The organism is Fodinibius roseus (assembly GCF_900129315.1).
GTDB classification, from domain to species: domain Bacteria; phylum Bacteroidota; class Rhodothermia; order Balneolales; family Balneolaceae; genus Fodinibius; species Fodinibius roseus.
The window spans coordinates 184,091-197,966 of the sequence record NZ_FQUS01000001.1; the positions used below are offsets into that span (position 1 = coordinate 184,091).

General features: G+C 50.9%; 7 protein-coding genes. All 7 read left to right on the top strand.

Going from position 1 to position 13,876, the window contains the following annotated elements:
* Positions 1-513: 513 nt before the first annotated feature.
* The 7 genes from BUB16_RS00775 to BUB16_RS00800 all read left to right on the top strand — a co-directional run bounded on the left by BUB16_RS00775 (position 514) and on the right by BUB16_RS00800 (position 13,766).
* Positions 514-3,603 (top strand): SusC/RagA family TonB-linked outer membrane protein, encoded by a 3,090-nt coding sequence (locus BUB16_RS00775; RefSeq protein ID WP_139240129.1) that lies wholly within the window; start codon positions 514-516, stop codon positions 3,601-3,603.
* Positions 3,604-3,621: 18 nt separating this feature from the next.
* A complete protein-coding gene (locus BUB16_RS00780; protein WP_073058912.1) occupies positions 3,622-5,283 on the top strand; it encodes a RagB/SusD family nutrient uptake outer membrane protein in 1,662 nt (553 codons plus the stop codon).
* Positions 5,284-5,385: 102 nt separating this feature from the next.
* Positions 5,386-7,386 (top strand): ThuA domain-containing protein, encoded by a 2,001-nt coding sequence (locus BUB16_RS00785; RefSeq protein WP_084087928.1) that lies wholly within the window; start codon positions 5,386-5,388, stop codon positions 7,384-7,386.
* Positions 7,387-7,419: 33 nt separating this feature from the next.
* Positions 7,420-8,859, top strand: a complete 1,440-nt coding sequence (locus tag BUB16_RS00790; RefSeq protein ID WP_211483042.1) for a Gfo/Idh/MocA family protein — start codon at positions 7,420-7,422, stop codon at positions 8,857-8,859.
* Between the two features lie 294 nt (positions 8,860-9,153).
* Positions 9,154-10,566 (top strand): putative oxidoreductase C-terminal domain-containing protein, encoded by a 1,413-nt coding sequence (locus BUB16_RS00795; RefSeq protein WP_073058914.1) that lies wholly within the window; start codon positions 9,154-9,156, stop codon positions 10,564-10,566.
* 47 nt (positions 10,567-10,613) lie between these two features.
* Positions 10,614-10,769, top strand: a complete 156-nt coding sequence (locus BUB16_RS21330) for a hypothetical protein (RefSeq protein WP_170864232.1) — start codon at positions 10,614-10,616, stop codon at positions 10,767-10,769.
* 297 nt (positions 10,770-11,066) lie between these two features.
* Positions 11,067-13,766, top strand: coding sequence for a glycoside hydrolase family 3 protein (locus tag BUB16_RS00800; RefSeq protein ID WP_084087929.1), 2,700 nt, complete (start codon positions 11,067-11,069; stop codon positions 13,764-13,766).
* Positions 13,767-13,876 lie beyond the last annotated feature (110 nt).

Sequence of the window (13,876 nt, forward strand, 5' to 3'; positions counted from 1 at the left end):
AGGGCTTTGCAAAACCGTCCTTTCGGCCAATCTCTGTATTTTTGGTCATTCAAAATCCTCACATATTCATCATATGCTGCGGTTTTGAACTTGTCAGGGGTTGATATTGATCAAATATTCCTGGTTTTGCAAAGCCCTCTTCTGGTTGTCCCAACAAGAGTTAAAAATGAAAATGTAATATTATTACGCAATAGATGCAACCGATTGTTTAAATTTATATAAATGCGCGGGTTATGCTTACGGGAAATTAGTAATTTAATATTTTGTAAATAAGTATACAGTATTAATGGAAAATATGAAGGATAATTAAAATTATTTGCGTAATATTTTGTTCTCAAGTTATAAAAAGTTTACGCAACCGGTTGCATTAAAGTGGGGTTTTTTATATTGTTTATTCAAGATTTATTTCAAAAGGTTCCAGGCAGGCTGGATACTTTGATTTGCTGCAGGCGAGATGCAGTTTACAGGCTCCAGGAAGCCAGTTATATTCAGAATTCAAAAATAAGGAGCATTATGGGAAATGATACGAGAAGAAAGGGATTAGGTATGGTAAGGCAACTCATCTTGATTTGTCTCGGATTGGTGGTAAGTGTACTGTTTTACCCGGCACAAACGGCCGGTTTTGATACATTAACAACCCCACTTACGATGCAAGGTACTCAGCAAGAGCATACGGTCACCGGGGTGGTTTCGGACAGCCAATCCGGGGAGGTCTTGCCCGGAGTTAATATTTCGGTGGAAGGTACAACAACAGGGACCTCTACAAATTCAGACGGCACGTATGCTATTACGGTATCTTCTGAACAGGATACGCTCGTTTTTTCTTTTGTGGGATTTCAAACCCAGACAATACCCATCAACGGAAGAAGTAGGATCGATGTGGAATTAGCACCGCAGGCTATAGTAGGGGAAGATGTCGTCGTTGTTGGTTACGGGAGCCAGGAGCAACAAGATGTTACCGGTTCGGTTTCTTCGGTATCATCCGAACAAATTGCTGAAGTGCCGGTCAGTGACGCGGCTTCCGCTTTGCAGGGCAGAGCCGCGGGGGTGATGGTGGCCCGGTCCGGTAGTCAGCCGGGCGACGGGGTGACAGTCCGGGTGCGGGGACGGCGCTCGCTGTCCGCATCAAACGACCCTCTTTATATAGTGGACGGGATACCTTTCAGCGGGGATATCAGTGATATCAATCCCCAGAATATCGAATCGATGGAGGTATTGAAAGATGCCTCCGCCACGGCAATATACGGATCGCGGGGAGCCAATGGAGTCATACTTGTTTCTACCTCCCGCGGGGGAAACTATGAAACCCGGGTTTCTTATGACGGCTATTTTGGTGTTTCCAGTCAGCTCGAGGAGCCGGATATGATGAGTGGACCGGAATTTGCTGAAATGCGGCGGGAGGCGTTTCGTGCCATTGGGGAGTACACCGGCGATTCGGATATTTTTACCAATGCCGAACTGGAAGCGGTTAATAATGGCGTCACCTACGATTACCCGGATTTGGTTACGGATCAGGCCGGATATCAACAAAGTCACCAGATAACAGTTCAGGGGGGGAATAAACGGACGCAATTTTCGGTGAGTGGTAATTACTTTAATGAGATCGGTATTATTTCGGGACAGGATTTCAACCGTTATACATTCAGGATTAACCTGGATCATGAAGTAAGCGACCGGTTCCGAGTCGGTACGTCCACCCTGCTTTCCCGCTTTGATCAGGCCTATGGGGTCAACCCGTACGGGAATGCCCTTTCTGCTAATCCGCTGGGGGATCCCTATAACGAAGACGGGTCGCTCGATTTTCGACCGACCGATGACGGATTGGCGACGAATCCCCTGAGTGACCTGGTTCCCGGAAAAGTGCTCGACGACCGTGAACGACTGCGCGTGTTCAGTAATATTTTTGCCGAATACGATATTACGGATAACCTGAATTATCGCATAAACTTTGGTCCGGACCTGCAGGCCTACCGGCGCGGAGTTTTTCAGGGAACGGAGACCAATGCCCGGGGAGAGGGCGTGCCCTATGCTGAAAAGTCCGAAAATTTACTGCACAATTACACGCTGGAAAATATCCTGAATTACCAGCAGACCTTCAGCGATACCCATGAGCTGGATATTACCGGTTTGTTTAGTATTCAGACCGAACATTTTGAAACGGATACGGTAGCGGCTTCCGGGCTTCCCTATGAAACACAGAAGTATCATAATCTTGGTACGGCCAATACGGCTGAAAATTATTCAAGCTACTTGGAGGAATGGGGAATGATGTCGTTTATGGGACGTGTGAATTACCAGTTTAACAACACATATCTTTTTACGATTACGGGACGCGCTGACGGTTCCTCCCGGCTTGCGGAAGACAACAGGTGGGGATTTTTCCCTTCCGCAGCCATAGGATGGAGAATCACTGAAGAACCGTTTATGGCCAATCAGGATCTGTTTTCCGATCTCAAGCTGAGAATCAGTTACGGAGTGACGGGTAATACGGCTATTGATCCATACCAGACACAGGATATTCTGGCAAGGAGCACCTACCAGTTTGGTGATAATCCCGGCTACGGTTACCGTCCGGGACAGATTCCCAACAAGAATCTTCAATGGGAAGTATCCAGGCAGTTGAATGTAGGATTGAATTACGGTCTTTGGGATTCACGGGTGACGGGCAGTATCGAGGTCTACCAAACCAATACGACCGACATGCTGCTCCAGCGGAATCTACCTATTACTTCCGGCTTCGGCAGTGTCTTTGAAAATGTAGGAGAAACCAAGAATCGCGGCATCGAGTTTACCCTGAACAGCCAAAATGTACTGGACAGCGGCCGGGATGGATTCAGCTGGAGCAGTGAACTCACATTGTTCGCTAACCGTGAGGAGATCATAGACTTGTATGGCAACAGGGAGGATGATGTGGGGAATCAGTGGTTTATCGGCGAGCCGCTGACCGTTTGGTACGATTATGAAAAGATCGGGATCTGGCAGGAAAGTGAAGAGGATGAGGCCGATTCCTATGGACAGAATCCCGGCGAAATCAAAGTAAAAGATCAAAATGGTGACGGCATTATCAATGAGCAGGATCGCGTCATCCTGGGAAGCGATATGCCGGACTTAAGTGGTGGTTTAGCCAATCATTTCAGTTATAAGGGGTTTGATCTTTCTGTTTTCCTGTATGGAAGTTTCGGACAAATGATCTTCAATAACTTCAGAGCAGGCAATGCAGCAGCTATTGATGAAGCCGACGGGGGAAATAATACGCTTGCGGGCCGATATAACAACATAGATATTGACTACTGGACGCCGGACAATCCCACCAACAAGGCACCCCGGCCCAATCAGAGCCGGGAATATCCGCTCTATGGAGATACAATGGCTTACCAGGATGGATCTTTTCTCAAGATACGGAATGTAAGACTGGGTTATAACCTGCCGCTCGAAACGGTACAGCGTGTAGGCCTGCGTTCCCTGCGGATATATATAAATGCTGAGACTCCGCTGCTCTTTTCTAAAACAGGTAACATTGACCCCGAGCAGTATGGCGGAGTTATCGTGGGAGATGTACCAACAACCCGCCTCTACACGGCCGGTGTCAATATCAACTTCTAACTATAAGGATTTAGCACAATGAAGAAATTAACTGACATATTCCTTTTAATGATTATTGTTCTTTTGGCTGCCTCCTGTGATGTACTCAATGAAGAGGTTGTTTCGGACATCACTGCCCAAACCCATTTTACCACACCGGGTGGCTTTGAAGATGCGGTCAACGCGGCCTATGAACCCCTGCGAAGTTTCTATGGTACCGAGCAGGGGGGGAATATTACGGAGTACGGGACCGATCTGATTCGAAATGCGGGTCATGGCGGCTACCACTATATGAATCAATACAACGCCGGCCTGAACTCGGAAGGCGACCCGATGGCGAACCTGTGGGACAATTACTATGTGGGTATCAACAGCTGTAACGCCGTAATCAACCGGGCCCCGGAGGTAGAAGGGATGGACGAGGATACCCAAAAAACCAGGGTGGGTGAGGCGCACTTTCTTCGGGCCCACTACTACTTTCATCTTGTTGAGCACTTCGGGCCCGTTCACCTGACAACCGAAGAGACGAAAGAGGTTGAAACGGAAGCCACCCGTGCGCCGGAGTCGGATGTATACGAGCAGATTATTAGTGACCTGGAGACGGCCATCGCTAATTTACCCGGGAGTCAGGAGGATTACGGCCGGGCTACCGAACCGGCGGCAAAAATGCTACTGTCGCAGGTGCTGCTGACCCGGGGATACAAAGATTATGGCACCGGCAGTGATTTCAGTGAGGCGGCCCGGCTGGCAGAAGAGGTTATCGATGACTACAGCTTTGAGCTGCTCGATGATTTTGAGATGATCTTTGACAATGACAATGAGCAGAATGCTGAAATTATCTGGGCCGTGCAGTATGGGCAGGACCCGCTGCTCAACGGAAACGGCAACGGCAGCCACCTGTATTATCGCCCCTGGTATGAAACCTATTCCTACCAGGGGAAGGGCGGAATTATCCGCACCAATGAACCGGGTTACGGTCGCCCCTGGATTCGCTTTAAACCGACGTCGTTCGCCCTGGAGAATTATCGTCCCCTCGACCAGGATGCCCGATATGACCAAAGCTTCCAGGATATCTGGTATTATAATGATTCGGGCAATGTGCCTGAATATCCCGGCGCCCGAAATCCCAGTCCCTCAGCGGGAGACACGGCAATCTATATTGACCCGGATATGACCCAGGCTGAAGTAGAACAGGAACAGCCCAATACCAGCTATAACCTGATCTCCTGGTCCACCATACCGATCAATATGTTCCCCAGCCTGAAAAAGCACGACGATTTTCAGCGGCCTTCGGTTAATGAACCAGCCGGGAACAAAGACTATATCGTCTATCGCCTGGCCGAAGCCTACCTGTTCGCGGCGGAAGCGTACCTGATGGATGGCAATCCCGGGGCGGCGGTTCCGCATCTGAACGAGGTGCGCCGGAGAGCTGCGTGGCCGGGACAGGAAAGCAGTATGGAGATTACAACCGGGGATGTGGATCTTGAATTTATCCTCGATGAGCGGGGACGAGAGTTTTATGGAGAACAGAAGCGGTGGTTGACGCTTAAACGAACCGGAACGCTTCTTGAAAGGGTACGGGATTATAATGATAATGAGGAGGCGCAGGCCAATATCGAGGATTATCATATGCTGAGACCAATCCCGGCCACACAGTTAAACCGAACAACCAACGATTACGAGCAGAATCCGGGCTATTAATCTGTCCGATAACCGAATGCTAAAGAAAAGAGCTATACGGGAAAGAGCGCCTCTTTCCGGGGTAGCTGTCGTTGAATTGCTAAGATATTCAGGGCCTCGATTATGAAAAATAGTACATTGATGATATCCAGGATGGCATCTACTTTATTGGTTGTGCTGGTTCTGGCACTTTCTGCTTACATGGATGCACATGGCCAATCGCAAAAAATCGCTGAAATTACCGTCAAAGCGGGGGGATTTGACCGTTATTATACCCCGGTAAGTGCCTCACTCGAAGGGATACCGCTCGGACTTCAAACCGGACGGAGACTTCAGCTCTATGAAGTTGTGAAGGGTAAAGAGCGGGCGGTGGCGTCGCAACTGGAAGCGGACGGCTATGAGAAGAAACTCCGGTGGATACTGGAGGGGAAAACTCCCGCCGGGACTCACCGGAATTATATACTCAAGAGTGAAGATAAAAACAGTCCGGATGCTACGGATGAGGCCATCCATATCCGGGATGACGGTAAATCACTGACGGTGATGGCCGGTGACCGGAAAGTGCTGAGTTACCGATACGTGGCCAAGTCTGCCCCGGAAGGCGTTTCTGAGCGCTACAGCCGCAGCGGGTATCTTCACCCGTTGTGGTCGCCGGAGGGTGAAGTGTTGACCAGGATTCAACCTCCCGATCACTATCACCACTACGGTCTCTGGAATCCGTGGACAAGAACCGTATTTGAGGGACGGGAAATCGATTTTTGGAATCTGGGAGAGGGACAGGGAACGGTGCGTCACAAATCAATGCCCCAAAGAATAGAAGGAGAGGTCTTCGGGGGATTTGAGGCATTGCTGAATCATGTGGACCTGACCGCACCCTCCGGTGAGAAAGCGGCTTTGAACGAAAAGTGGGAAGTCAAAGTCTGGAATGCGGACCCGGAAAGGGACGTGTGGCTGATCGATTTTGTCTCTACGCTGAATCCCGCAACGGAATCTCCGCTGACGATCAAGGCGTATCGTTACCAGGGATTCAGCCTCAGGGCTACCGGAAAATGGAGTGACAAAACCGCCACGCTGCAGACCTCAGAAGGAAAGGATAAAAGCAATGGCAACGGCACGCGTGCACGGTGGACCGATATCAATGGGGTTTCGCAGGTGGGGAATTCCGGCATTCTGTTTATGACGCATCCGGGCAACCAGAATTTTCCGGAACAGCTTCGGATCTGGCCCACGGGCGCTAATGAGGGGAAAGCAAATGTGTACTTCAACTTTAATCCCGCCCAGGAGGAGGACTGGAGGCTGGAGCCGGGGAGCAGCTACAGCTTAAAGTATCGCATGATGGTGTACGACGGGAAAATTGATTCCGCGGCTGCCGAGCGGTACTGGCGTGACTTCGGGAATCCTCCCGGGGTAGAAGTCCGGCATCAAGGCCTCGGGGGAAGCCGGGTATTGGTCTACACCAGAAATGGAGAAGGATATGTACATGACAATATTCCCAATAGTATTGAAGCCCTTAAGGAGCTCGGAGAAAACCACAATTTTATCGTTGATACATCAGATGATCCGGCTGATATTACTAAAGACAATCTAAAAAAATATGACGCGATAGTTTTTTCAAATACCAATAATGATGTTTTTACCACCCCGGAACAGCACGATGCATTTCAAAATTATATTCGGTCAGGAGGAGGATTTGTAGGCATTCATTCGGCATCGGGCTCGGAGCGGGACTGGCCGTGGTTTTGGAGCCTGCTCGGCGGGTCTTTTTATCGACATGCCCCTTTCCAGAAGTTCACGGTAAATAGTACGGATGAAACCCATCCATCTACGGATTTTTTACCTCAGGAGTGGATACGAGAGGATGAATGTTACTATCTCAAGCAATTGAACTCAGGTATTCATGTCCTGCTGCAGGCTGATATGACCACGGTGGAAGATAAAGGAAAGGGGGATTATCCCGGCGACGTATTCGGAAGTACGTTTCCGTTAGCCTGGTATCAAGAGTTTGAGGGGGGACGCTCCTGGTATACTTCCCTGGGACACAGTGTTGAGGATTACGATGATCCGGTCTTCTTGCGACATATCCTGGGGGGCATTGAATGGGTCGTATCAGGTAGCAATCACTAACCAATTATTAAATTTAATAACAAATAGAAAACTATGGATAACAATAATAATGACGGCAACAACATGTCGCGGCGGGAATATTTAAAAACCTCGGCCCTGGGAGCAGCGGGTCTGTTTTGTGCCCCTTCCATTGTTCCCGCTTCGGTATTTGGACCTAATCCGCCGAGTGAGAAGATCAATATTGGACAGATCGGTTTTGGGCGAATTGCCCGTGCCCAGGATCTTCCCAAAACGATGGAAAATGAGGTGTCGAGAGTCGTGGCGGTGAGTGATGTGGATCTGGATCGTGCGCGCGACGGAAAGGCCTTTATAGAGCGGTATTATGCCGAGGAGAAGGGCAGGGAAAATTATGTGGATGTAGCTGTCTACCAGGATTATCGTCAAATGCTGGAGGATCCCGCCATTGATGCGGTTATCATCAGTACCCCGGATCACTGGCACGCCCGGCCGGCAATCGAAGCCGCGCTGGCCGGCAAAGATATTTACCTGCAGAAGCCCGCTTCGTTGACCGTGGATGAGGGTCGTGCGATGAGCGATATCATGCACAGCACGGGTACGGTCTTCCAGATTGGGAGCCAGCAGCGTTCGGTTAATCCCTGGCCGCAGTTTAAACGCGCCTGCGAGCTGGTCCGGAACGGTCGTATCGGTGAGTTGCAAACCGTGGAAGTCGGATTGCCCGGTGATCCGGGGGGTGGGGATCCCACCCCCATGAACGTTCCGGAAACCCTGGACTATGATATGTGGCTGGGGTCAACACCAGATGTTCCTTATACGGAGCAAAGAGTCCATCCCGAAGAGGGGTATTCTCGTCCGGGCTGGCTGCGTTGCGAGGCCTACAGCGCAGGCATGATTACCGGGTGGGGAGCTCATCATATCGACACGGCTCACTGGGGAATGGGGTCGGAGCATACAGGTCCGGTTGAATTGGAAGCCACGGCCGTGTTCCCGACTGATGATCCGAACTACGAGGGCCTCTGGAACGTCCACGGCGACTTCAACGTCACGGCCCGGTATGCCAATGGGGTTGTCATGACCGTCGGAGGGGATAATAAACAGGGGGTACGCTTTGTAGGTTCTGAGGGCTGGATTTATGTTAAACGCGGGAATGCAGGGGTCACAGACAGTGACCCGGGGAGCGGTGGTGACGATACTCCTCCGTTTCAGGCGAGTGATCCGGCGGTTCTTGAATCAGAAATCGGGGAACATGAAATCCACCTGTATGAAAGCCAGGAGCAGCACAGGAACTGGCTGGAGTGTATCAAGTCCCGCCAGCTGACCGTGGCCCCGGCGGAAGTGGCTCATCGTTCCTGCAGCGCCTGCCTGATTTACCATATTGCCATGAAATTGCCGCGCAAGCTGTATTGGGATCCGGTCAACGAGCGGTTTAAGAATGATGAGGAAGCCAATGCCATGCTTGCCCGCCCGCAGCGGTCGCCCTGGGGCGTAAGGCATATTGAGGGACTTGCGCTGTAAGTCGCAGAAGATGGAAAGCCGTGAGTGCGAACCGAGACAGGATAGTGGTGCTGTTTTGGAGGTCAGAGGTTGGAGGGGGCCGGTAGCCGGTTGTGGGTAGTCAGAGGGTAGAAGCTGGAAGTTGGAGAATAACCAAGTAATCAACATAAACGCTCAAGCTACTCCGTGGAAGGGCCATTGAAGGCTGGCACTCCATGATAAAAGCGGATAATCATTGATACGAGTTATGTCTGTTTATTACGTTAAATACTGATTCGAGGTGTAGACAGCTATCTGAAACTAAAAATAAAAATAATGAAAAAACTGCCCCTAAAAAGTTACGTGCTACTGTTATTGTTTTCTGCGGTATGTTATTCCTGCTCCGATTCGGATTCTGTAAATGATAAGGAGAGGAAAAACAGGTTTACCGGCGCAGATAATGAGGTGAAGCTGATGACGGTGGATCCGGGCCACTTCCATGCGGGATTGGTCCAGAAGTATGGCTATGATCAGGTTGATTCCGTATCGTATGTATATGCACCGGAGGGGTCTGATGGACTGAAGCGGCATTTGAAGAGAATTGAACAGTATAACAACCGGGAGGAGGACCCTACGAATTGGGTGATACAAGTGTACAGTGGACCTGATTTCTTTGAGAAAATGATTGAGGAGCAGCCGGGGAATGTGGTTGTTCTGGCCGGTAATAACGCCAGGAAAACAGAGTATATCAAACGATCGGTGGATGCCGGATTGAACGTGCTTTCCGATAAGCCGATGGTCATAAAGCCGGAGCGGTTTCCGATGCTGAGGGAAGCGTTGTCGCAGGCTGAGGAAAAGGGGGTATTGCTGTATGATATCATGACGGAACGGTTTGAAATTACCACCCTTCTGCAACGCAGGCTTTCACAGTACCCTGACGTTTTCGGCAGCCTGAAGAACGGAAGCCCGGAAAATCCGGCCATTACCAAAGAAAGTGTGCACCATTTCTTCAAGTATGTTTCCGGCAGGCCGCTGACCCGTCCGGGCTGGTTTTTTGATGTGGATCAGCAGGGAGAGGCCATTGTGGATGTCTCCACCCATCTGGTGGATATGATTCTCTGGGAGACGTTTCCGGGAGAGGGGATCGACACTACGGATGTAGAGGTGTTGCAGGCCGACCGGTGGGCTACCGAAATGACGCCCGGTGAGTTTGAAAAAGTGACACAGATGGAACCGTATCCGGACTACCTGCAGGAGGATTTGGACGAGGAAGGTAAGTTACAGGTTTTTGCCAACGGCTCCTTTGTTTTTGAGGTTAAAGGCGTTCACGGAAAGGTATCGGTTGAATGGGACTATCAGGCCCCGGAGGGAGCGGGCGATACGCATTACTCCATCATGCGCGGGAGCAAGGCCAACCTGGTGATACGCCAGGGCGAAGAGCAAGACTATGTTCCGACGCTATACGTGGAACCCCTGGCGGAGAATATTGGCGAGGAGTATGAAGGCGCACTCCGGGACGCCATTGATGAGATCGGCCGGGAATATCCCGCCCTTTCCCTTTCCGAGTCGTCCGCCGGCTGGCAGGTTATGATCCCGGAGAAATACAGAGTGGGACACGAAGCCCATTTTGCCCAGGTCACCGAGCAGTATCTACAGTACCTGGTGGAAGGAGAAATCCCCGAGTGGGAACGGAAAAACCTGCTGACGAAATACTACCTGACGACCCAGGCCTATAAAAAAAGCAGGTAGCTTAGCTTACACAATGCGGTCATTGCGATCTTAAATCTTTTTTACCAATGCGCTTCTGTCGAACAGTATTCATAAGTCTGCTGATGATAGGGGGGAGTGTGGCGGCGTTTCCGGAAACGGTGCAGACTAACGTCCAGCTCCCGGGGCTGGTAAGCGATGGGATGGTCCTGCAACGCCATACAGAAATCAATATATGGGGCTGACAATCCCGCGAGTGCCAATTTATATAATACAAAAGGACTGCCTGCTTCTCCTTTTGAAGCCTATCAATATTCTATCGAAAACAAATAAGATCTCAATTTAAGTATAAATACAAGGGATTTATTGAATGGACGATTCTTTCGAACAGTTCAGCGCGTATTTCTTACCGGGAAAAACCGGTTAAATTCAATTACGGTCATTTCCCGGCAAGGGAAATACTCGCAGGAACAAATCAACTGAAGGGACTATTTGGATACCCTAAGCAGAAATCATAAATAACATGTACAAGTCATATTATTATGGAAAAGAAGGGATTTTCATCAAAGGAAGGAACAGAGGACAAGGATAACATAAGCCGGCGCCAGTTTCTGAAAAGAGGGGCGGGATCCGCTGCTTTTTGGGTTCTGGCAGGTTCGGGTTTGTCATCTGCCGTCAGCAGCTGTGCACCGGAAAACAGCGAAAGCGAATTTTCCGGTCGCGTCGAAGAGCTGATAGCAGAGATGTCCCCCGAAGAAAAAATATCACAGCTCCGCTACGATGCCCCGGCTATCCCGAGACTGGACATTCCCAAATACAACTGGTGGAATGAGTGTTTGCATGGCGTGGGACGTGCCGGGTACGCCACGGTATTTCCCCAGGCGATGGGCATGGCGGCGACCTGGAATGCCCCGCTGTTTCAGCAAATGGCCAACGCCATTTCAGACGAAGCGCGGGCCAAGCACCAGGCCTTCAGGGAAGAGGGCCGGCGCGATATTTATATGGGATTAACGTTCTGGACTCCCAATATCAATATTGTACGGGACCCGCGCTGGGGAAGGGGACAGGAAACCTATGGCGAAGATCCCTATCTGACCGGCTCCCTGGCGAACTCCTTCATCAACGGGCTGCAGGGCGAAGATCCCGACTATCACAAGGTGGTGGCTACGTCGAAGCATTTTGCGGTTTACAGCGGACCTGAGCCCCTTCGTCATGAGATGAATGTGGAAGTAAGCGACCGGGACCTCTGGGATACGTACCTTCCTGCTTTTGAGACCACGATAAAGGATGCAGGAGTGGCTTCCGTAATGTGTGCCTACAACAGCTTCCGGGGAATGCCCTGTTGCGGCAGTGACCCGCTGATGAAAGCCATATTGCGAAACGACTGGGGTTTTGAGGGATATGTGGTGTCTGATTGCTGGGCTATAAATGACTTTTATGAAGAGGGACGGCACGGGGCCTCAGAAACGGCCGCTGAAGCCGCGGCCCTGGCGCTCCAGACGGGAACAGACCTGAACTGCGGCAATTCGTATCCCCACCTGCAGGAAGCACTTGAGCGGGAGTTAATAACCGAGGAGGATCTGGACAATGCCCTGCACCGGCTGTTTGAAGCCCGGTTTAAGCTGGGCCTTTTTGAGGATCCCGAAGAAGTTCCCTATTCGGATATTCCGTATTCGGTGGTCGACAGTGAAGAGCACCGGGAGCTGGCCCTGCAGGCGGCCCGGGAGTCCATGGTGCTTTTAAAAAATGAACCCGTTGGAGATCAGGACGGGCAGCCTGTGCTGCCTCTGGACCGCAACCTGGATTCCATCGCCGTTATCGGTCCCAATGCAGACAACTACTGGACTATGCTGGGGAACTACCACGGCACTCCGGCTTTGCTGACAACAGCGCTGGCGGGAATACAAGCAAAAGCAGGGGACAGTACGGAAGTCTCTTATGCCGAGGGCTGCCGCATGGCAGAGGGGGTCCCAACACTGAACCCGGTAGAAAGCGCCTATTTAACCCCGGCAGAAGGAGAAGGTGACGGATTGTATGCTGAGTATTTCGATAACCGGGACTGGGAGGGAGAACCCCAAATTACGCGCGTGGATTCAGCGGTCGATTTTGTATGGCGGGATGACACGCCCGTAACCGGGAAGCTGGCCGATTACTTTTCCGTGCGGTGGACGGGACAGCTCGAAGCCCCGGTTAGCGGTCGTTATACCCTCGGATTCAACGGATTCAATGGCTATCGTCTTTCCTTTGAAGGGGAGAAAAAAATTGAACGGGATCTGGATCACGAGCCCTGGCACGAAACGTTTGAGGTGGACCTGGAGGCGGGGGGAACCTACGACATCACGATCGAATACTTCAACCGGGGTCCGGATCCCCGGGCCCACTTGGTATGGCAGGTGCCGCAGAACGATCTGTTAGCCGAAGCAAAAGAAGCCGCCCGGAGTGCCGAGGCCGTAATCCTCTGCCTGGGACTGAACGCTAAGCTGGAGGGAGAGGAGATGGACCTGGATGTGGAGGGATTTAAAGGCGGAGATCGTACATCTCTCTCTCTTCCGGCGCCTCAAATAGAGCTTATGAAAGAAATATATGCCCTAGATAAACCGGTTGTATTGGTGCTGATGAGCGGAAGCGCTCTTGCGGTAAACTGGGCCGATGAGCATATTCCCGCTATCCTGCACGCCTGGTATGGGGGACAGGCCGGGGGCAGGGCCATAGCCGATGTGTTATTTGGCGACTACAATCCGGGGGGAAGACTGCCGGTTACCTTTTATAAATCCGTGGAAGATTTGCCGGATTTCACCAATTATGATATGGATAACCGCACCTATCGATATCTCAAAGCCGAGCCTTTATACGCTTTCGGACACGGGCTTAGCTATACTTATTTTGAGTACGATAACCTGTCCCTTTCCTCAGATTCGTTTCAAACGGACAGTGATACCGAGCTGGAAGTTGGCGTCGAGGTGACCAACACCGGGGAGGTGCACGGTGACGAGGTGGTACAGTTATATATACGTTACCCGGAGGGAGGCGATTCTCGTTTAAACCATGCACTAAAAGGGTACCATCGTATCTCTCTGGATGCCGGCCAGTCGAAAACGGTAACTTTTCGGGTCAACGATAAGACATTGGCTCAATGGAATGAGGAAGAGGGAAGCAAGTCCGTGCCGGGAGGCAGGGCAGAAATCAGGATAGGTCGCTCTTCGGATGATATTGTACTGACGAAATCCCTGAAAATTATATAGACCATTAGAAGCCTTTGCAAAACCGTTTCTTTGGTCGATGTCGGCGTTATCGGTCGGTTGAAATTTTTACATTGGGGGATATAATGCGAGGGCAAACTCCCTGGAGCCTT